The sequence below is a fragment of the Streptomyces sp. ISL-99 genome, from assembly GCF_018614005.1.
Taxonomy (GTDB): Bacteria; Actinomycetota; Actinomycetes; order Streptomycetales; family Streptomycetaceae; genus Streptomyces; species Streptomyces flavidovirens.
Genome location: NZ_JAGGPC010000022.1, coordinates 195,880 through 215,026, shown reverse-complemented (window position 1 = coordinate 215,026; position 19,147 = coordinate 195,880). Strand labels below are relative to the sequence as shown.

The 19,147-nt window shown below is 71.1% G+C and carries 18 protein-coding genes and 2 pseudogenes; 14 read left to right on the top strand and 6 right to left on the bottom strand.

The window, feature by feature from the left end; translation table 11 throughout:
* Positions 1 to 4 precede the first annotated feature (4 nt).
* Both J7E91_RS13960 and J7E91_RS13955 read right to left on the bottom strand, forming a co-directional pair.
* Complete coding sequence (locus tag J7E91_RS13960) at positions 5 to 1,600, bottom strand: APC family permease (RefSeq protein WP_374224694.1); 1,596 nt, start codon at positions 1,598 to 1,600, stop codon at positions 5 to 7.
* Positions 1,597 to 3,066, bottom strand: a complete 1,470-nt coding sequence (locus tag J7E91_RS13955) for an aldehyde dehydrogenase family protein (protein ID WP_214903051.1) — start codon at positions 3,064 to 3,066, stop codon at positions 1,597 to 1,599. The genes J7E91_RS13960 and J7E91_RS13955 overlap by 4 nt, the downstream gene beginning before the upstream one ends.
* A 238-nt stretch (positions 3,067 to 3,304) precedes the next feature.
* On the opposite strand from J7E91_RS13955, the pseudogene J7E91_RS13950 reads away from it, so the two are divergent.
* The 3 genes and pseudogenes from J7E91_RS13950 to J7E91_RS13940 all read left to right on the top strand — a co-directional run bounded on the left by J7E91_RS13950 (position 3,305) and on the right by J7E91_RS13940 (position 4,955).
* Positions 3,305 to 4,074 (top strand): annotated as a pseudogene (locus J7E91_RS13950) (acyl-CoA desaturase).
* 46 nt (positions 4,075 to 4,120) lie between these two features.
* Complete coding sequence (locus J7E91_RS13945; RefSeq protein ID WP_251015615.1) at positions 4,121 to 4,339, top strand: hypothetical protein; 219 nt, start codon at positions 4,121 to 4,123, stop codon at positions 4,337 to 4,339.
* A 73-nt stretch (positions 4,340 to 4,412) separates the two neighbouring features.
* Complete coding sequence (locus J7E91_RS13940) at positions 4,413 to 4,955, top strand: MOSC domain-containing protein (RefSeq protein ID WP_214903048.1); 543 nt, start codon at positions 4,413 to 4,415, stop codon at positions 4,953 to 4,955.
* A 6-nt stretch (positions 4,956 to 4,961) separates the two neighbouring features.
* Here J7E91_RS13940 and J7E91_RS13935 read toward each other — a convergent pair whose 3' ends face one another.
* Complete coding sequence (locus J7E91_RS13935; RefSeq protein WP_214903045.1) at positions 4,962 to 6,335, bottom strand: tannase/feruloyl esterase family alpha/beta hydrolase; 1,374 nt, start codon at positions 6,333 to 6,335, stop codon at positions 4,962 to 4,964.
* A 209-nt stretch (positions 6,336 to 6,544) separates the two neighbouring features.
* Here J7E91_RS13935 and J7E91_RS13930 point away from each other — a divergent pair, with 209 nt between their 5' ends.
* Positions 6,545 to 7,471 (top strand): hypothetical protein, encoded by a 927-nt coding sequence (locus J7E91_RS13930; RefSeq protein WP_214903042.1) that lies wholly within the window; start codon positions 6,545 to 6,547, stop codon positions 7,469 to 7,471.
* Positions 7,472 to 8,417: 946 nt separating this feature from the next.
* The gene (locus J7E91_RS13925) at positions 8,418 to 9,743 is read left to right on the top strand and encodes a hypothetical protein (protein ID WP_214903039.1); all 1,326 of its coding nucleotides are present in this window, start codon (positions 8,418 to 8,420) and stop codon (positions 9,741 to 9,743) included.
* Between the two features lie 19 nt (positions 9,744 to 9,762).
* Here J7E91_RS13925 and J7E91_RS13920 read toward each other — a convergent pair whose 3' ends face one another.
* Positions 9,763 to 10,596 carry a hypothetical protein gene (locus tag J7E91_RS13920; RefSeq protein ID WP_214903022.1) on the bottom strand — a complete coding sequence of 278 codons (834 nt, stop codon included), beginning with the start codon at positions 10,594 to 10,596 and terminating at the stop codon, positions 9,763 to 9,765.
* Between the two features lie 83 nt (positions 10,597 to 10,679).
* Positions 10,680 to 10,991, bottom strand: a complete 312-nt coding sequence (locus tag J7E91_RS13915; protein ID WP_214903019.1) for a hypothetical protein — start codon at positions 10,989 to 10,991, stop codon at positions 10,680 to 10,682.
* Positions 10,992 to 11,088: 97 nt separating this feature from the next.
* Between J7E91_RS13915 and J7E91_RS13910 the strand changes: the two genes are divergently transcribed.
* Positions 11,089 to 11,988: an oxygenase MpaB family protein gene (locus tag J7E91_RS13910; protein ID WP_214903016.1), complete on the top strand. Its 900-nt coding sequence runs from the start codon at positions 11,089 to 11,091 to the stop codon at positions 11,986 to 11,988.
* A 43-nt stretch (positions 11,989 to 12,031) separates the two neighbouring features.
* Here the strand turns inward: J7E91_RS13910 and J7E91_RS13905 are convergent, their stop codons facing one another.
* Positions 12,032 to 12,646: a class I SAM-dependent methyltransferase gene (locus J7E91_RS13905; RefSeq protein WP_214903013.1), complete on the bottom strand. Its 615-nt coding sequence runs from the start codon at positions 12,644 to 12,646 to the stop codon at positions 12,032 to 12,034.
* A gap of 160 nt (positions 12,647 to 12,806) precedes the next feature.
* Here J7E91_RS13905 and J7E91_RS13900 point away from each other — a divergent pair, with 160 nt between their 5' ends.
* From J7E91_RS13900 to J7E91_RS37025, 8 genes and pseudogenes are all read left to right on the top strand, one after another.
* On the top strand, positions 12,807 to 13,220 hold the full coding sequence (locus J7E91_RS13900; RefSeq protein ID WP_214903010.1) for a roadblock/LC7 domain-containing protein: 414 nt from the start codon (positions 12,807 to 12,809) through the stop codon (positions 13,218 to 13,220).
* Between the two features lie 108 nt (positions 13,221 to 13,328).
* Positions 13,329 to 14,219 carry a DUF6397 family protein gene (locus tag J7E91_RS13895; protein ID WP_251015614.1) on the top strand — a complete coding sequence of 297 codons (891 nt, stop codon included), beginning with the start codon at positions 13,329 to 13,331 and terminating at the stop codon, positions 14,217 to 14,219.
* Between the two features lie 142 nt (positions 14,220 to 14,361).
* A complete protein-coding gene (locus J7E91_RS13890) occupies positions 14,362 to 14,703 on the top strand; it encodes a hypothetical protein (RefSeq protein ID WP_308376501.1) in 342 nt (113 codons plus the stop codon).
* 21 nt (positions 14,704 to 14,724) lie between these two features.
* Positions 14,725 to 16,884 (top strand): helix-turn-helix transcriptional regulator, encoded by a 2,160-nt coding sequence (locus J7E91_RS13885; RefSeq protein WP_214903004.1) that lies wholly within the window; start codon positions 14,725 to 14,727, stop codon positions 16,882 to 16,884.
* A gap of 9 nt (positions 16,885 to 16,893) precedes the next feature.
* The gene (locus J7E91_RS13880; RefSeq protein WP_214903001.1) at positions 16,894 to 17,454 is read left to right on the top strand and encodes an XRE family transcriptional regulator; all 561 of its coding nucleotides are present in this window, start codon (positions 16,894 to 16,896) and stop codon (positions 17,452 to 17,454) included.
* Between the two features lie 89 nt (positions 17,455 to 17,543).
* Positions 17,544 to 18,020, top strand: coding sequence for a hypothetical protein (locus tag J7E91_RS13875; protein WP_214902998.1), 477 nt, complete (start codon positions 17,544 to 17,546; stop codon positions 18,018 to 18,020).
* 37 nt (positions 18,021 to 18,057) lie between these two features.
* Complete coding sequence (locus J7E91_RS13870) at positions 18,058 to 18,573, top strand: GNAT family N-acetyltransferase (RefSeq protein WP_251015613.1); 516 nt, start codon at positions 18,058 to 18,060, stop codon at positions 18,571 to 18,573.
* A 47-nt stretch (positions 18,574 to 18,620) separates the two neighbouring features.
* A pseudogene (locus J7E91_RS37025) lies at positions 18,621 to 18,998 on the top strand (GNAT family N-acetyltransferase); the annotation flags it as partial.
* Between the last annotated feature and the right edge of the window lie 149 nt (positions 18,999 to 19,147).

Below are 19,147 nucleotides of genomic sequence, written 5' to 3'. Positions count from 1 at the left end.
GCGGTCAGGGGGCGGCCGACGGTGGCGCAGTGGTGTCCGCGGCCTGGAAGCGGTGCTCGTCGAGCACGCCCGTCTTGTGCCGCTGTACGAACCAGTAGTAGGCGAAACCGCCGAGCGCGACGATGCCGATGAAGAGGAACGCGCCCCACCGCAGGTACCAGTGCTGCGGCCCCGTCGCGTTGTACACCTCCGCGCGCGGCCAGGCGAGGTTGACCGACATGGCGGTGCCCCACAGCACGGCGAGGACGTTGACCGGCAGGCCGAACCGGCCGAGGGAGAAGTTGCCTTCCACGGGCCGCCATTCGCCGCGCAGCCGCTTGAGCAGCATGGGTACGGTGACCAGGAGGTAGGCCACGTAGATCATGATGATCGCGATGCTGGTGATCACCGAGAAGATCTGCGGCTGGTTGATGTTGATCACCAGGATGACGACCGCCACGAAGCCGATCAGGACCGCGGGCACCACGGGCGTCTGGAACCGGGGACTGACCCTGGCGAGCCGTGAACCCGCCGGCAGGTTGTTGTCCCGTGCCATGGCGAACATCAGCCGGATACCGGCGGCATGCACGGCCAGCACGCAGACCGTGATCGCGACGACCACCGCCCAGAGGAAGATCTCGCCGATGGTCGAGCCGAGGGTCTCCAGTACGACGTACTGCAAACCGCCCGTGGACAGCTCCTTCGCCGCCAGGTCGGGTACGGCCATCAGGGCGAAGAGCAGGATGAACCCGCCGATGAGGAAGGACGCGACGAGGGCCCGCAGGATGGCGTGGGGTGCGTTGCGGCCCGGGTTGTGGGACTCCTCGCCGAGTGACGACGCCGTGTCGAAGCCGTACATGACATACGCGGAGGCCAGCGAGGCGGTCAGGAAGACGCCGAAATAGCCCAGGGTCTGGCCGCTGCCGAGTCCGTACGTCTGGGTCAGGACGCTGCCGGGCCCGCGGGTGAGGTGCGCCGCGAGGAAGATGATCAGGGCGACGGCGGCGATCAGCTCGATGAACACCCCGGCTGAGTTGATCCGTGCCATGAGCTTGACGCCGAACGCGTTGACCAGGGTGGAGAAGAGGACGAGCACCGAGCCGAGGAGTACGGCGTTGGCCGCCGCGTCGGTCCTGCCGCTGCCGTCACCGACGAACTGGAACCAGTCGTCGATCTGCGGCAGCGTGATCTGGTACGCGAGTGCCACGGCGGAGAGCGTCACCATGGTGGCCGTCATCATCATCCAGCCGCCGAGCCACCCGATGTGCGGGCCGCCCATGGTCTTGGCCCAGTTGTAGACCGAACCCGCGACCGGATAGCGGGCGGCCAGCTCGCAGAAGCACAGGGCCACCATCAGCTGCCCGGCGAAGACCATCGGCCAGGACCACCAGTAGGCGGGACCGCCGAAGGTCACGCCGAAGTAGAAGAGCTGGAAGGTGCCGGTGAGGATCGAGATGTAACTGACCCCGGCGGCGAAGGTGTGGAAGTTGCCGAGGGTGCGCTTGAGTTCCGGGCGGTAGCCGAGCTCGCCCAGGGCGTCGTCGTCGTGCTGGGTCTGGGTCCGGGCAGGGGCTTCCGGCTCGGAGTCCTCCGGTCCCCTTCCGCCGGTGTCCGTACTCACTCGAACCACCTCAGCGGGCTCGGTGCGAGATTCCGCCAGATGTGCTTGGCCTCCTGGTACTCGGCCAGACCGGCGGGGCCGAGCTCGCGGCCGAAGCCGGACTGTTTCATTCCGCCCCATTCGGCCTGGGGCACGTACGGGTGGAAGTCATTGATCCATACGGTCCCGGCCCGCACCCGGGACGCCACCCGCTGGCCCCGCGCCACATCCTGGGTCCAGACCGCGCCGGTCAGCCCGTAGAAGGTGTCGTTGGCGAGCGCGACGGCCTCGGCCTCGTCGCGGAACCGTTCGACGGTGAGTACCGGGCCGAACGACTCGTCCCGTACCACCGACATCCCGGGAGTGCAGTCGTCCAGCACGGTCGGCAGGTAGTAGAAGCCGTCCTGAAGGGCCGGGTCGTCGGGCCGGGCGCCGCCGCAGCGCAGTACCGCGCCCTCGGCCAGCCCGGCCGCCACGTACGCCTCGACCTTGTCGCGGTGCGCCGCGGAGATCAGCGGTCCGCTGCGGGCGTTCTCGTCGAAGGGGCCACCGAGCGGGATCGCCCGCGCGCGCCGCACCAATTCGTCGACGAACGCCTCGTGCAGGTCGTCCTGGACCAGCAGCCGCGCCCCGGCCGAACAGACCTGTCCGGAGTGCAGGAAGATGGCCATCAGGGCGTAGTCGACGGCGGCCTCGAAGTCCGCGTCGGCGAAGACGATGTTCGGGTTCTTGCCGCCCAGCTCCAGGGCGACCTTCTTCACCGTCGGGGCGGCGGCGGCCATGATGCGGCGTCCGGTGACGAGCCCGCCGGTGAACGACACCATGTCGACGCGCGGGTCCTCGCTCAGGGGCGCACCCGCGGTCGGCCCGGCGCCCAGGACGAGGTTGGCGACTCCGTCGGGCAGCCCGGCCTCGGCCAGCAGCTTCATCAGCATGATGGCGGTGTGGGGGGTCAGCTCGCTGGGCTTGAGTACGAACGTGTTGCCCGCCCCGATCGCCGGAGCGACTTTCCAGGCGGTCTGCAGCAGCGGATAGTTCCATGGGGTGATCAGCGCGCAGACGCCGACCGGTTCGTGCACGACTCTGCTGTCCACGTCCGTGTTGCCGGTGTCGACGATCCGGTCGGAGCCGCCGGAGGCCGTCAGGTTGCCGAAGTAGCGGAAACAGTGGGCGATGTCGTCCATGTCGTACTCGCTCTCGACGAGCCGCTTCCCGGTGTCCAGGGATTCGGCTCGCGCGAACGCGTCCTTGTCGCGTTCCAGCAGGTCGGCGACGCGCAGCAGGAGCTGCCCGCGCTCGTCGGCCGGGGCCGTCGGCCAGGGGCCGCGGTCGAAGGCGTCACGGGCCGCGGCGATCGCCGCCGAGACGTCCTTCGGGCCCGCTTCGTCGACGGTCGCCACCAGGGTGCCGTCGGCGGGGCAACGGATCTCGCGGACCTGCCCGTCGACGGCGGCGGTCCATGTGCCACCGATGAACAGCTCGGGCATGGGGGCTCCTCCGGGTTCGGACGGTCGGGCACCCGTGTGGCGCCCCGTCGGGTCACGCCTCGCGGTGCTTCACCGACAGACAGCGCTCCGTGAACAGACACTGCGGCGAACACACACTTCCGTGAACAAAGACTAAGGACGCCCGGCGGTGTTCGCAGTGCGGGAGCCGTCATCCGGCGGAAAGCGACCACCGGATCGACGGGGACTCCTCACGTCCGGCGTTTCAACGGAGACCCCTATGCCCCAGGCCGCCACAGTCGCGCAACCCACGACAGGCACCACGGGGAGCGACTTCGCCCCGCTCCTGCGCAGCGCCAGAGAGCAAGGACTCCTGGAGCGACGCACCGGCTGGTACGCGCGGGGAATCGCGGCCAATCTGCTCGCCATGGCCGCCGTCGTCACCGGCCTGGTGCTCATCGGCGACTCCTGGTGGACGCTGCCGCTCGCCCTGCCCCTGACCGTACTGTGGGCCCGTACCGCCTTCGTCGGCCACGACGCGGGACACGCGCAGATAACCGGCGACCGCAGGGTGAGCCTGGTGATCAGCCTCGTCCACAGCAATCTGCTGCTCGGCCGGGCAAGGCCGCTGTGTTCGCGCTGGTGCACCACGCGCTGTTCGGCCTCCACCTGGGGATGGCGTTCGCGCCCAACCACAAGGGGATGGAAATGCCCGACCCCGACGGCGAGCGCTGGGGGCACCTGCGCCGGCAGGTCGTGACCTCACGCAACGTGCGCGGCGGGATGCTCACCGACTGGTTCCTCGGCGGCCTGAACTACCAGATAGAGCACCACCTCTTCCCGAGCATGGCGCGCCCCAACCTGCGGGTCGTCCAGCCGCTGGTGCGTGCGCACTGCGCGGCTCTGGGTGTGCCGTACGCGGAGACCGGACTGATCGACTCCTACCGGCAGGCACTGACGCACATGCACGACGTCGGCGCACCGCTCAGGGCCGACAGGACCAGCAGGACCGACAGGGCCGGAGGGAGCGAGCAGGACGCGGCCGTCTAGCGTTCGTGCGGCGGAACTGTGGCGCGGGCGCGCACGTTACCGGAGCATGAAAGCGGCAACAGCCGCGAAGGAGGCGTCGAAGATGTCGAAGAGCGCGAAGGTCGCCGCCGGTGGCGTGGTGGTGGGGATCGCCCTGATCTGGCTGGTCGGGTTCTGGCCCGCCCTGCTCGTCATGATCGGTGTGCCCGTCGCGGCGTACCTGCTGCTGGACAACTCGCAGCGCCGCAGGCTGCGCCGGGTCACGCGCAAGGAGATCGGCCGCTGACCCGGCCCGGAACCGTGCCGGGATAGGGTCCTGGAAGGATCAAGTACCAGCACGGTCGAGGGGAGTTCCGTACATGGGCGGCACCGTAACGGCGGTCAGCAGCAACGGCGAGTACTCATTCACCAAGCCCAACCGCGACAGCATCACGCTGCTGGCCGGGCTCGGCGTGGAAGGCGACGTGCACGCGGGGACGACGGTCAAGCACCGTTCCCGCGTCGCGCAGGACCCCACCCAGCCGAACCTGCGCCAGGTCCACCTCATACACGAGGAGCTGTTCGGCGAGCTGCTCCAGGAGGGCTTCACGGTCGAGCCCGGCCAGCTCGGCGAGAACATCACCACCAGCGGAATCGACCTGCTCGGACTCCCCGAAGGCACCCTGCTGCACATCGGTGCGGAAGCGGTCGTCGAGGTCACCGGCCTGCGCAACCCGTGCCTGCAGATCGATGCCTTCCAGGACGGTCTCCTGAAGCAGGTCGTCGGCCGCGACGCGGAGGGCAACATCGTGCGCAAGGCCGGGATCATGAGCGTCGTCAAGGTGGGCGGTGCCGTACGGCCCGGCGACCGGATCGAGGCCGTCCTGCCGGCGGAACCGCACCGCCCCCTGGACCGCGTCTGAGCCCGCTCAGCTCAGCGCGCAGGAGTTGACCACATCACCACCGCCCGCGGGCCTGCCGACCGTCCGGTCCGCGGGCGGAGCGCTGCCGTCCTCCACCCACGCCACGAGCGCCGTGAACGCGGAGCGGTAGCAGGGCAGGACCGGCCGCAACCGCTCCGGATACGTGTCGTAGAGCGAGTCGACATGCGTGCCGCCCTCGACGGTGTAGTAGCGGTGCAGCCGGGAGCGGCCGCGCTCGGTCACCATCCGCTCGTACACGTCGGAGTCCGTGGCGATCGGCAGCAGCGTGTCCAGGTCACCGTGCAGCGTGATCAGCGGCTTGCCGATCCGTCCCGTCAGCGCGACCCGCCCGACCGCGCGGTGTACGGAGTCCGGGCGCGCGGCGTAGTCGTACTCCGCGTCCGACGCACAGGGCGCGAGGATCTCCGGCAGCGTCGCACCGGCCGAGGGCCCCGGACAGGCCGGGTCGTACGACGGGTCGAACTCCGCGCGGTAGATCTTCTGGGTCAGGCCCCAGTACGCCTTCTCGTGGTACGGCCACAGGAACTGCGAACCCGGCGCGAAACCGGCCTTCAGAAGATCCTCGTCCTTGGCCCGGCCCAGGCTGCGGGCCACCGTGACCGGCAGGGAGCCGAGGAGACCACCGCCCTCGGCGGTCCACAGGGCGCCCTCCCAGTCCACCCCGCCGTCGTAGAGCGCGGGATGGTTCTCCAGCTGCCAGCGCGTCAGATAGCCGCCGTTGGAGATGCCCGTCATGTAGGTACGCCGGGGCGCTTGCCCGTACCACTGCGCGACGGTCCTGCGTGCCGCGCGTGTCAGTTCCGTGGTACGCCGGTTCCACTCCGCCACCGCGTCGCCGGGCCTTTTGCCGTCCCTGTAGAAGTCGGGGCCGCTGTTCCCCTTGTCGGTCGCCGCGTACGCGTACCCCTGAGCCAGCACGTGGTCGGAGATGAGGGCATCGGTCGCGTACTGCTTGCGGGTGCCGGGCGCACCCGTGACGACCAGACCGCCGTTCCAGCGATCGGGCATCCGGATGACGAACTGCGCGTCGTGCCGCCACCCGTGAGTGGTGTTGAAGCGCGAATCGTCGGGGAAGTAGCCGTCGATCTGCGTGCCCGGCACCCCGGAGGGGTTCTTCGTCCCCTTCGCGGACAGTCCCACCTGGTCGGCCATGTCGGTGTACGCGGTGCCGGCCAGCCCCGCGGTGGTCAAGTCGGGCAGGCAGGCCACGCGTTGATGTACCGGCCCCGGTACGGCGGGCCGGTCCTGCCGAGCGCAAGGACCGGCCTCAGGGGCACGGGCCTCGGCGCCCGCGGAGCCGACGGTGGTCAGCGCCATGAGAAGTGCGGCGACGAGCGGGACGCCTCTGGACGGGCGCATGGGAAGCCTCCGGGTTCACTGCGGGAAGACGGGCGCAGCGCCACATCGTCCTGTCCCGTCACCCCGTCCGGCCATGGGCCCGGCCCACACGGCGCGGGACATGGACATGGGGGTCGTCCACGAAAATCGTTTGCCCGCAGATCAGTTCGCTGTGACCATGACCGCATGAAGACCGGAAAGGAGGCCTCACGATCCTTCGGTGATCGCTGATGGCCACATTCGACGCCCCGCACGGCCCGCCCGAGCCCCAGCCCCAGCCGCTGACTCGCGCATGGCTGAAGTCCCACTTCGACTCCCTGCCCTTCCCCGCCCGCAGTGCCGCTCTCGCCCGGTACGGCCGGGCACTGGCCCCGGACGCCTACGCCGCACTGCACACCACCCTCGACGCGGGAGACCCAGGGGAACGCCATACGGCCCTCTTCCTCGCCGTCACGCGCCGCGACATCGACACCGTCTCCCTGCTGACCGCCTGCTCCGCCCGGACCGCCGCCACCTGGCTCCCGCGTCTCGAACCGCCCGCGGGCGTACTCAGCTCCCTGGCACGCACAGCCCCCGCCGCCGTCGCCGCCCGGCTCGCCGACGAGTACGCCGCCCGCACCGGCCAGGAGCAGCAACGCTACGTACGCGGCCACCGGATCGTCGCCACCACGGTCGCCGAACGTGACGCGGAAGCCGGCCTGCTGCTGCTCCGCAGAGCTCCCGCCCTGGTCGGGGAACGGGCAGCGGTGGCCCTCCTGCGCCACCCCGCCGCGGTTCTGAAGATCGTCCGGGCCGTGCCTCCGGAACCCGGCGGCAGAGCGCCCGTGCTGAGGTTCGCGCCGGGCCCGCTCCCTCCCTCGGTGAGGCGTGCAGTCCTGGCGCTGCCGCGCCAGGAACTGGCGGAACTCGTGCGCTTCTGCCGGGCCGCACCCGTCAGGAAGCGCGGATGGTGGCAGGGCCAGGTGACCCCCGACGCACTGCTCAGGCTTCTGCCACCCGCCGACCGGCTACGGGCCGTCCAGGAGCGCACGGGAGGCGCCGTCGGGGAGCGCACGTTCCTGTCCGACCTCGCTGCCGTCGCCGCGCTCGAACCCGACGACAGGGCTGCCCTTCTCGTCCCCTGGATGGATCGCCGATGCACAGCGGCAGAGCGATGAGGCGGGGTGCGGGCGGCATCCCGCTCGCCCTCGCCGAACCGGCCCTGCGCGAGCAGGCCTCGGACCACCGGACGCACCGCCGGCTGTTCGCCTGGCCGGCTCTGCTCGCCTGCGCCGAACTCGACGGCGACCCACAGGAGTACGCCCGGATCGCGGCGTCCTGCGAACGTGCCTGGCACGACCGGAACGACGTACGCCACCTCGCTCTCGCCCAACTGGCCGACGCACCACCACACCTGCTCATGGCGGTCGGGGAACGCGTGCTGCGCGACGCGGTCATGACCGCCGTCCAGTCACGGGACTCCACCGCCGCCACCCTCCCGGCCGCCGAAAGGTGGCTGCGCCGCACCGCGGAAAGTGCCGCAGCGCGCGGGGACACCCGACGGGCCGCGTTCGCCGCCCGGTTGCTGTGCCACGTCATCGACGACCCACGCCGGGCAGGACCGCGCGAACCGTTGCGCCTGGACGCGCGTACGGCACGCTCCGTCTGGTCCACGGTGGCAGCCGGTCAGGGTGCGCCCCCGGACACGCCCCCGGGCGCGCACCCGGACACGCTCGCCACCCTCGCCGGACTCCTCGCATCCCACTTGGCGGAACTCCCCGCCCTGGAAGACCTGATGCGACGTACCGCCGAACAGCACGACGACCCCGAAGTCGCCGCCCGCGCGGCGGCGCTCTGGATACGACCACCCGCGACCAGAGAACGGCGCTGCGCGGAACTCGTGCGCCTCGATCCGTCCTTCGCCGCAGTCCCGGAAGTGCTGCGTACGCTCGCCACCCGCCGCACCGACCTGCTCGACGACGTACTGGAAGCCGCCGTGCGCGACGGGCTGCGCGGCCGCGTCCGGCCCAGGGCCACGCCCTGGGCACCGCGGCTGCGCCCCCCGCCGACACCGGCCGCTGGCTGCCGTACCAACGCGGCAAGTGGGCGGCGTACCTTGCGGCGGTGGCGTCCGACGAGCGGGCGCCGTCGCGCGAGCGAGCCGACGCCGCAGCGCTCGTGGGCTCCCGGGAAGAGCTCACGGCCCTGGCCGCGAACGCGCCCCAGCCAGTGGCGGCGGCCGCACTCGGCGCGCTCGGCACGACGGGGCCCGTCACGGCCGAGCTGCTGAACACCGTGCTCCGGCACGCGGGCGCCGGCGGTGTCCGTGGGCGCGCCGCCATGTCCGCCGTACGCCGCCTGCTGGACGCCGTACCGGACACTGAGGCCGTCGCCCTGCCGGCGTCCCTCCTGCGGAACCCGGCCAACCCGGTCGGCACCAGGAAGGAGGCCGCCAGAGCGCTCGGAGCGCTCACCGGGCCGGCTGTTGTCGAAGCGTTCCTCGCGGCCTGGGACGAACCGGCCCAGCACCGGGACGTACGGGCCGTCATCGCGCCGTATCTGCTGCGCGCCGTCGACCGCGCGGACATCGCGGACCGGCTGTCCGCAGGGATGCGGGAACAGGCAGTCAGGGAAGCCGTGCTCCAGCCGCGAACCCCGTCGGTGCCACGCGGGCACCGCACCTCGTACACCGCCTTCCTCATCGGCCTCCTCCGCGACGGCGACGACGACACGGTGGTGGCCACCTGCCGCGCCCTCCCCACCCACCTCGGCGCCGACGGCTCCACCGACGCTGTCCGCCTCCTCGCGGAGCTCTCCGTCGACCCCACCAGGAGCCGGGACGTGTGGCAGACGGCGGTCCAACAGCTCGCGTCCATGTCTCCCGAGGCGAGCGCACCGTCCGTGATGGCGAGCGCGTTGCGCACGCTGCTGCTCAGGGCGCGTTCGGACGATCCGCACATCAGGGCCGGCGCACTGCGCCGCCTGGACGCCTGCGTCACCGCGATCGGCAACCGGCAGTCCGTCGACGGCCACCAGGCCGTCACGGCGGCGATCGACGCCCTCGAAGGGGCGGGGCTGTTCCCGCAGGCGGTCCGCCTTGCCCAGGAGGCTGCTCTGCGTGCGGTACGGCGAGGAGACCCGGCGCCCGCGCCCTGGGAGAGGCTGCTGGAGCTGATCGGGGAACGCCCCGAACGGCTGTCGCCGACGGGCTCCCTCCACTTCGACGCAGACGATCGCGGCATCGCGACAGCCGCCCTCGAAGCCGTGCGTCTCCTGCGCGGACACGGCTCGGGAGCCGCCGGACGGCTCGCCCTCGCCCTGGTGCGCACAGCGGGGCGCACGACGGCCTGGAAGGATCCGTGGCCGGACGAACTGGCGGCCCTGTGCGAGCACCCGGACCCCGACACGTCGGTGGAAGCGCTCCTCGTCGATCCGGGGGACGCCGGCTGACCGGCGGGGGCAGCGGCTGTCAGGCGGGCCGTACAGCGATCTTGTCGAGCGCCTCCAGCAGACCGGGCAATTCGGGCCCCCGGCCGACCGGCAGAACCTCACCCGGCTCGTCGTCCAGCAGCACAAAAGCGATGTCGTCGGTCCTGGCGACCACGGACCAGCCAGGACCGTCGGCCCGCAGCGTGCGGGCCTCGCCGGACGCGAACGTCGAACGCACCCGCCCCGGCGGTGGCGGGGCGTTCACGTAGCCGTGCAGCTCCTCGATCACACGCCGCACACCGGCGTGCGGATTGCCGGCGTGCGGATGGCCACCGGGGGCGACGAACGTCTCCTCGTCGTCGATCTGCTCGCGCCAGGCCGCCCACTGGAGCGCGATCTCGTCGGCGCCGAGCCGCCGCTGGGCGGGACCCCATTCGTCCGTGTCGGGCGGTGCGAGAGGGGACGGCTCACGCTGCCCGTCAGGTCCGTTCCCGGGAACGGGGTCGTGCGGGCCCGGCAGGCCGGGAGCGGCCACCGCGAGCGGCAGCGGCCAGCCGGGCAGGCCGGCGACGACCGTACGCTCGTCCGGCGACAGGTCGTACTCCATACCGCAGTCCCAGGAGGCGATGGCGACCGCCACCAGCGACACGTCGTCGATCACTACGGTCCACCGCGCACCCGTGCCGTCCTGGCCCAGGACCAGGCCGTACCCGTCGGCGTACGGCTCGAGACCGAGCGCCGCACAGGCCTGCGGATAGTCGTCGCCGAGCACGCTCGGGAACTGCGCGGGGGTCAGCAGCACCGCGGTCAGCACGAACAGCGCGTCCTCGGCGTCCTCGGCACTCCCGGCGGTGTCGGTGTCCGGTCCGGTCACGGCACGCTCCTTCGGATCGGTCGTCGGCGAACCCTAACCAGTGAGTAACCCCGCCGTCGAGGTCCACCGGCGAAAGAACCGGGTCAGGCAGCCGGGAGCCCGAGGAGCGTACGGGCCACGCTGTGCGGTGACTCGCCGCGCTCCCGCGCGAGCGCGATGACCGCCCGGCAGGCCAGTTCGTTGACGCCGAAGGAGAGCGCCTCCGGAGAGACCCAGCCGGACGCCTCCTCGATACGCGGCTCGTCGTCCTCCGCGCAGGCGGACACGTAGGCTGCGGCCGCCTCGAAGATGTTGTGCTGACGCGTTCCCGGATGCGCCGCAGCCTGCGCCCGCGTCGCGCCGCCCGGACGCGGCCCGAAGAGCTTCCCGAGTCTGTTCCGTACGTTGTCGAACACGCGGACCGCCTTCCTCCTGAGTGGCTGGATCACCGGCACTTCAAGTGTGCTCCTCCAACGTAGAGTTGGACCCCGGGCGACAGAAGGAGGCGGTGCGTTGAAGCGTTACGACCGGCTGAAGGAGATCCAGCGGCTCGATCCGGAGAAGGACTTCCTGACGATCTACCGGCTCACCGCGACGTACGAGTTCCCCTGGGACTACACGCGTGCTCTGGAGCTGGCCCTCTACCGCACGTACGCGGTGCCCAGCATCGGCCGCCTCCTCGCTGTGACGGCAGAGCTGACCGACCGTTCCCAGAAGCGCTACGACGACACCGCGCTGCTCCTGGACACCGTCGTGGAGCACGGCTTCGACACGGAGGACGGCCGCACCGCCATCCGCCGTATCAACCAGATGCACCGCAGCTACGCCATCAGCAACGACGACATGCGCTATGTGCTGTGCACGTTCGTCGTCATGCCGAAGCGCTGGATCGACTCGTACGGCTGGCGACGGCTGTCCGACCACGAACTGCGGGCCTCCGCCGCCTACTACCGCACGCTCGGCAAGCACATGGGCATCAAGGACATTCCGCAGTCCTTCGAGGAGTTCGAGCGCTGCCTCGACACGTACGAGACGGAGCACTTCGGCTGGGACGAGGGGGCGCGCGAGGTCTCGGACGCGACGCTCGCGCTCATGGCGTCCTGGTATCCGCGCCCCCTCGCTCCGCTGGTGCGCGGCGCCAGCCTCGCTCTCCTCGACGACGCGCTCCTGCGCGCCTTCCGCTACGACCCTCCGGCGCCCGCTGCCCGAGCGGTGGTCAGGGGCGCCCTCCGGTTGCGTGCCCGCGCCGTGCGACTGCTGCCGCCGCGCGGCGCGCCGCACTACGCCCGGCAGAACCGCGAGATCAAGGGTTACCCCGGCGGCTACACGGTCGCGAACCTGGGGACGTTCCCGACTCCGGGGACGGGAGGCTGCCCGGTTCCGCACACCGAGCGCTCGGCCGCCGCCGAGTGACTCCCCGGCGGCCCGGCCGAGCCCCGCTGGCCCGGTTCCTGGCTCAGTCCTCGCGAACTGCGAGCGCCAGGAACCGGTCGTTCTCGTCGGTGTACGACGTCATCCGCCACCCGGAACCGGCCAGCAGCGGCCGGAGCCTGGGCTCGGCCCGCAGGTCGTCCGGGGTGATCTGCCGGCCCTGGCGAGCCGCGAGGGCCGCACGGCCGATGGGATGGAACAACGCCAGCAGGCCACCGGGCCGCACGGTCCTGGCCAGCTCGCGCAGATTTTCCGCGGGCCGGGGGAGATGCGAGATCAGGCCGGCCGCGAAGACGGCGTCCAGGGCGCCCGTCCGTACCGGCAGCCGGGCGACATCGGCGATCAGCAGCTGCGCGGCGCGGTGACGTCCCGCCTGTACGGCGGCCTCCAGCATCGCCGGCGTGATGTCGGCTCCCAGCACCGAGCCGCCGGGGCCCACGGCGTCACGGAGGAACGGCAGCGCGCGCCCTGTGCCGCAGCCCGCGTCGAGGACGGCGTCACCGGCCCGCAGCCCGAGGTCGGCCACCGCGGCGGCGTAGGCCGGTCCGTCGTCCGGGAAACGGGTGTCCCAGTCCGCGGCGCGGGCCGTGAAGAACGCCTGAACGTGCGTGGGGTCATCGTGCGTGTGGTCATCGGCCATACGCATATCGTCCCCCAGGTTCCCGGAACCGAACTCGCCGGCGGAGTACCGGGGGTCCCTCAAGCACCGGCGGAAACACGTGGTTGCCGCGACGGCGTCAGTGGGGAAGGCTTGTCATCGATCAGGGCAACGGGGAACAAATCAACGGGGAGGCCGCAACATGGCGCTGGACAAAGGGCTCGACTGGCTTCTGGACGACCTGACCGACCGGGTCGAGCACGTGCGGCACGCACTGGTGCTGTCCAACGACGGCCTGGTGACCGGGGCGAGTACGGGGCTCGCAAGGGAGGACGCCGAGCATCTGGCGGCCGTGTCGTCGGGACTGCACAGCCTCGCCAAGGGATCGGGCCGGCATTTCCGGCTCGGAAAGGTCCGCCAGACGATGGTCGAGTTCGACGAAGGGGTTCTCTTCGTCACCGCGGCCGGCGACGGCAGCTGTCTGTGCGTGCTGAGCGCCGCCGAGGCCGACATCGGGCAGATCGCCTACGAGATGACACTGCTCGTCAACCGTGTCGGCGAGCACCTCGGCGTGGCGGCGAGGCAGCCGGGGACCGCCGCGGGAACCGACATCTGACCTGCGCGTACTCGCCCGGCCCGAAAGTTGTCCACAGGCCGGGCGGGCATCGCGCCATCCAGGCTACGGTCGTCACCGAGAGTATTCGGATCTCACGGGGAGAAGACCATGGCCGTACAAGAAGCACACCTCACCGCCGTCGCGGCACAGGCCGGCAAGCCGCTGTCCGCAGCCAGGGCTGCCCACGAACTCGGCCTGAAACGAAGCGAGTTCGACCTCGCCGTCCTGCTGGGCCACATCCGCACCACAGTCGACGGCGATGGCAGCCACCGCCGGGTCGCCCGCGAGGAGCTCGACCGGCTCCAGGCGGCGGACCGGAAACAGGAGACGCTGAGTGAGCGGGTACGGACGGTAGGCACCACCGAGGGCGCGCAGCTGATGGACATCAGCCCCGTCCGGTTCGGCAAGCTCGCCCGCGCCGGATACATCACGCCCGTCAAATTTTATTTGAACCGCTACCGGGCCGTGGTCTGGCTGTATCTCGCCGAAGAACTGGCGGAGTTGGCCACCCGCGAGCCCGGTCTGCTCACCGGCAGGTCCCCGCAGAAGATGCGCGCCGTACTCGACGCGGGGGAGGACCGCCGCGCCCGCAACTGGCGGAGCCGACGCCTGGCTCTGCTGACGCGGCAGACCGAAGACCCCTGGGAGCAGGCGGCAATCACCAGCTCCGTCCTCGACCCCGTCCAGCTCGCGGAGGTCGTCGACGACCCCTACGAGCGCGCGTACCTCAGCAAGCTCCGGCCGGCACTCGTGGGGCGCCACGGCGAATCGCCCCCCACGCGCGAGGCCATGGACCGGCTGCTGCTGGCCGACGACCCGGACGAGATCCTCTGGCAGCGGGTGAGCCTTGCGCTGCTCCTGGACGAGGCGCGCGAGCACCGCACCGCACCACGCCCGGAGACCAGCCGGTCTCTGCCGCCCCCTCTCCCCGAAACGCCCCGCGGGCTGCGCGCCTGGCTGCGCCGCAGGAAGGCTCCCGGCGATCCGGCACCGTCGTGACACCCACGGGATTCTGGAGTCGACAGCTCAACATCGACACCGTTTTTTATCGGCCGATAAAAGGCATTGCTCTGAGCTAAGATCGAATCGTTGTGGGGAACGAAGCATTGGATGGGGACGGGGACGGATGCTCGCGGTGGACGTGAGGCAGTCGCTTCGCAATGGCCAGACCGTCGCGGAAGGAGCGGCCCGAGGGTGGCGCTTTTCCACGCAGACCATCGGGAAGCACGGCGACTTCCTGCTGGCCTTCGTCGACGGCGGGGTCTGCGTCGGTGCCTTCCGGATCGTCGGCTCTGAGCCGGACCTCACCGCAGGCGGTAAGTACGCCTTCGACCTCGCCCCCGCCTCCCGCTTCCAGTGGGCCCTGGGCCACCGGCTTCCGCTGCCCCCGGGCCGCAATCCCGCCCGCATTCTCACCGGCCGGCACTTGCGCGAGTTCCTGGACGCCGCCCCGCACGGCACATCCGCGACAGACAACGACTGACACCGAAGGAGCGAGCGCCGCATGGCGAGCAAGCCCGACCCCGTCGACGCCCTCCTGAAGGCCGGGCCGCGCCGCACTCACCTGCCCGAGCCCGCCGAGCGCGCCCGCCTGCGCACGGATTACGGCCTGACCCAGAGCGAGATCGCCGCCGCACTGGACGTCACCCGGACCACCGTGGCCGGATGGGAAGCGGGCCGCAGCGAACCACAGGGCGCCACCCGAGCCGCCTACGCCAAGCTGCTGGAAGGCATCGCCACCCAGCTGGCAGCCGCACCCGAACCGCAAACCCCTTACGCGGGGCGGGAACCACAGACCGCTCCCGCCCCGCGGGAACCACAGACCGCTCCCGCCCCGCCGGAACCACAGACCGCTCCCGCCCCGCCGGAACCACAGACCGCTCCCGCCCCGCCGGAGCCGCGCGCCGCGCCGCCGGCCCGCAGCTCGTCGTTGTCGCGCCGCCCACCCGCGAAGAGGCCTCCCGCGACGAGAGAGCCCGCTCCCGCCGGGGCAGCGGTCGATCCGCGCTTCGCCAACGGCCCGCTCGCGGTGCTTGACGGTGACGGATCGGCGTACTGCGTCGGCGGCCTGGTGCTCGACTGCCCGGCCACGACCGTCCCCGCCCTGGTCGACTGGGCCCTCACCGAGGCGCACCTGGGGGCGCCCCGGCTGAACCGCAACGGCAAGGACGCCGACCCGCTGGTCGTCATCATGGCCGCGGCCGCCGAGCGGCTCGGCCTCCCGGCAGTCCTGGAGGACCGGCGAGGCCTGCGCCTCCCCGAGGACCACAAGGTCAACAAGCAGATCGCGAGGGCGAACTGGAAGACCACAAAGCGCGGCTTCGGCCCGTGGGCCAGGGTCTACCGCCCCGCACATGCAGGCCGGCGCCAGTGCGTCCAGTTCGCGATCGTGCCCTGGGGCGCGCTCGATGCCCGCGCCTGGGGCGACGCGGTGGACCTTCCGGCGGCGGAACTCGCACAGGTGCTGGGCGCGTACGCCACGAAGGTCATCACCCCGCGCGGTTCCTGTGCCGTCTCCGGCCTGGAGCTGATGACCGCGCTGCGCCCGCCCACCCGGGCGGTCAAGGACGAGACGACCGGCGCATGGTCGTCCGGCCCGAACCCCGGTTCCCTCACCGCCCCGGTGGACCCCGCGCCCCCGGAAGCCCCGGACGAACACCCCGTCGTCGCCGCCCTGTACCCGCGCGGTCACCGGCGCACCCCCGCCGAGGTCCTCGACGAAGAGGCGTACGAGTGGATTCGCGATCCCGAGCTGCTCACCGATGAGGAGTGCGCGAAGCCCTACGCCGTCGGCATCGACGTCAACATGGCGTTCGCCGCCGCCGCGAACCGGCTGAACGTCGGCCTCGGCCCCGCGGCGCACCTTCACCACCCGGCGTTCGACCCGAAGCTGCCCGGCAGCTGGCTCGTCGACCTGTCCCACATCGAGATCGACCCGCGCCTTCCGAACCCGTTCACCCCGCACGGCGTACGGCCGGCCGGCCCGGCCTGGTACGCGACACCGACCGTCGCCTACGCCGTGGAGCTCGGGCACCAGGTGCAGCCGGCCGAGGCGTACGTCCGCCGGGAGCACGCCGCGTACCTGGACGCCTGGTACACGCGGCTGCGCGACGCGTACATGGCCACCATGGAGCAGCTCGGCGTCGTCTCCGGGATGCGCGAGGCGGACTTCCTCGAGGCGATGGATCAGCACAAGAAGGCCGACGCCGGCCAGGCCGCCGTCCTGTCCGCCATCAAGGCCACGGTCAAGGGCGGCATCGGCAAGCTCCGCGAGCGCCCGCAGGGCGCCGGATACCGCCCCGGCGAACGCTGGCCGGCCCTGGAACGTCCGACCTGGCGCCCGGACATCCGCGCCGCCGTGATCTCCGCCGCCCGCATCAACATGCACCGCAAGATGCTCAAGCTCGCAGGCGTCGGACTGTTCCCGATCGCGGTCCTCTCCGACTGCGCCGTGTATCTGTCCGACGGCCCCTCGCCGCTGGACTTCCTGCCCCGCACGCCCGACGACAAGCCGCTTCCCGGCGGGTTCCGCCTCGGTGTCTCACCGGGGATGGTCAAGTGCGAGGGCAGTCAACCGATGATGTGGGCCGTGCACATGCTCGATCAAGGCCACAACCCCGCCCGGCACATCAAGGGCGGCGACGCGTCGGCCGACGGAGAATAGGGGTCAACGATGGGCATCCTGGGCGACAGCCTCGAAAAGGCCGAGGCGAACACGTTCACCCGGCCCCTTCCGAAGTCCGCGCAGGCGCAGATGCGGTTCCTGGTGAAGAGCGAAAAGGGCTCCACCAAGGCCGTGGCCGAGCGGCTGGGCACCACCCAGCGCACGGTCGAGCGCTACCTCAAGGGGCAGTTCAAGCGGCCGCGCAAGGATCTCGCCGCCCGCCTGGTCGCCGAGGTGGGCAAGAGCTGGCAGCCGAAGGTCCGCGAGCGCGCCAAGCAGCAGGCGGCCAGTACCACGGGCATCGTGATCGAGACCCGCGCGCGGTTCGGCTTTACCGCGGCGCCGGGGACGACGGACGACAGTCGGCTGCGGCTCATCACGCAGCACTTGCCGCCCGCCTACGCGAGCCGCCTCTTCGACGCACAGGCCGAGGGCGCGACCGAACAGCAACTGCAGCGCATCGCCGCCGAAGGCCTCCAGGAGGAGTACTTCAAGGACCGCGGGCGCCGGGCGCCCGGCCTCCACGTGGAGCTGACCGACATCGACTACGTCGAACTCGACTACCGCTGAACGCTCCACCAGCCCCCGTGGCGAGTTGGTGTGTACCTGCCGCTAGAGTGCGTTGCTTGATCGACGCGCCTTACGGCAGAGGGGGACGCATGAGTGGGCAACTGAGGGACACGGCTAGCGAGTTGGCCGAAGTGCTGTGGCGGGAGCACACCGTGTACCGGGACCGGGCCGGAGGTGTCGTCATCCGGGGTGAGCATGTGCAGCGCTGGATCAGTCTCGCTCCCGCGGGTGGCCGGGGCGAGATCCTCGTCCGCGCCGGCCGCATCCTCGACGGCGGTACTACGGCCCCGGCGCGTTCGGAGGCGATAGTCCCGCTCGCCGCCGGTACGGGCGAGCTCGCCGCGACCTGCCGCCGCCTGCTCGCCGAGGCAGCGGTCGACGCGACCCCGCGATTTCCCGGCCCGTCGTCAGGCACCGGCCGCTCCAGAGGCTCCAACCGGCCCAGCCGCGCAGGGCGGTTGAGACGCCGGGGGAGACACACGAGCTTCAGCTCCTGGGTCGTCCTGGTCTGCGTGGCAGGTGTTGTCGCTCTCTACCTCTACAGCGCGGGAGTATTCGGCAGGTAGACGACACGGTTCGGGCTGGCTTGCCATGATTGCCGGCATGCCCCACGACTCCGCTGCCGCCTACTGGTGGCCGGCCTCGCTCACCACATCGCGACTCGCCTTGCGGCCCATTGAGTCTTCGGACGTACCGGAGATCGCACGCCTGTGGACGGACCCAGAGGTACGTCGCTACCTCGGCGGGCCGGTGGCCCAGCAGACAGTGCGCGAGCGCAGAAACGCATGTGTGGGCGCTCCCGGAGCGCTCAGCGTCGTACGGCAGGAGGACGGCGTGGTCGTCGGGCTGGTGACCGTGGAGCGAGGTGGCCGGGACGGGCGTACGGAGGTGTCGTACCAGTTCCTGCCGGAGTACTGGGGCTGCGGCTATGCCCGTGAAGCGGTGGCCGCCGCCGTCGACTGGGCCTCGGCGGAGGTGCCTTCACAATTTCCGGGCGTGGTTGCGGTGACCCAGGAGGCCAACGGCCGTTCCCGGCATCTGCTTGAAGCGCTTGGCGCTACCTTGGTCGACAGTTTCGTCGAGTGGCAGGAACCGCAGGTGCTGTACGCCTTCCACTGAGGCGCCTTCCACTGAGGCGCCGTCACGGCAGCCTGGTGAACAACCGTATGCGACTGCTTCACGGGGACGTCATGACCTTTGCTCTTCGAGTCGAAGCCACGGACTCCATGCCGGCCATGTATCTGCGGCCTTGGGCCGAACAGGACATTCCCGCGCTGACGGCGGAATGCCGCGACGCCGCTTTCCGCCGCGGGACGGGACTGGCCTTACGCGACAACGATGACGCCGTACGGTGGCTGAAGGCCCAACAGCGGGGCTGGGAGGCCGGTGACCGCTTCAGCTTCGCTGTTCTTGAGCCGGACGAAGAGGGAGGCTTCGGTACCGGCGGTCGGCTGGTGGCGCATGTCGTGCTCAAGACAGCCGCACCTACCGGTCCCACCGCCGAAGTCGGTTACTGGACCGCAACCCGTGCCCGCGGCCGCGGAGCAGCCCCCCGGGCCCTGGGGGTCCTCACGACCTGGGCCTTCGAGACCTTCGCCGCCACGGTCTCCAGCGTCTGGAACTGCTCCACCAGGTCGACAACCCCGCTTCATGCCGCGTCGCGGCCAAGACGGGATACGAGTTCGTCAGGGTG

Coding starts and splice junctions, on each gene's coding strand:
- J7E91_RS13955 (WP_214903051.1), bottom strand. CDS start 3,066: ATGCCCGAGCTGTTCATCGGTGGCACATGGACCGCCGCCGTCGACGGG.
- J7E91_RS13945 (WP_251015615.1), top strand. CDS start 4,121: ATGAAAGCGGCAACAGCCGCGAAGGAGGCGTCGAAGATGTCGAAGAGC.
- J7E91_RS13940 (WP_214903048.1), top strand. CDS start 4,413: ATGGGCGGCACCGTAACGGCGGTCAGCAGCAACGGCGAGTACTCATTC.
- J7E91_RS13935 (WP_214903045.1), bottom strand. CDS start 6,335: ATGCGCCCGTCCAGAGGCGTCCCGCTCGTCGCCGCACTTCTCATGGCG.
- J7E91_RS13930 (WP_214903042.1), top strand. CDS start 6,545: ATGGCCACATTCGACGCCCCGCACGGCCCGCCCGAGCCCCAGCCCCAG.
- J7E91_RS13905 (WP_214903013.1), bottom strand. CDS start 12,646: ATGGCCGATGACCACACGCACGATGACCCCACGCACGTTCAGGCGTTC.
- J7E91_RS13900 (WP_214903010.1), top strand. CDS start 12,807: ATGGCGCTGGACAAAGGGCTCGACTGGCTTCTGGACGACCTGACCGAC.
- J7E91_RS13895 (WP_251015614.1), top strand. CDS start 13,329: ATGGCCGTACAAGAAGCACACCTCACCGCCGTCGCGGCACAGGCCGGC.
- J7E91_RS13885 (WP_214903004.1), top strand. CDS start 14,725: ATGGCGAGCAAGCCCGACCCCGTCGACGCCCTCCTGAAGGCCGGGCCG.
- J7E91_RS13880 (WP_214903001.1), top strand. CDS start 16,894: ATGGGCATCCTGGGCGACAGCCTCGAAAAGGCCGAGGCGAACACGTTC.
- J7E91_RS13875 (WP_214902998.1), top strand. CDS start 17,544: ATGAGTGGGCAACTGAGGGACACGGCTAGCGAGTTGGCCGAAGTGCTG.
- J7E91_RS13870 (WP_251015613.1), top strand. CDS start 18,058: ATGCCCCACGACTCCGCTGCCGCCTACTGGTGGCCGGCCTCGCTCACC.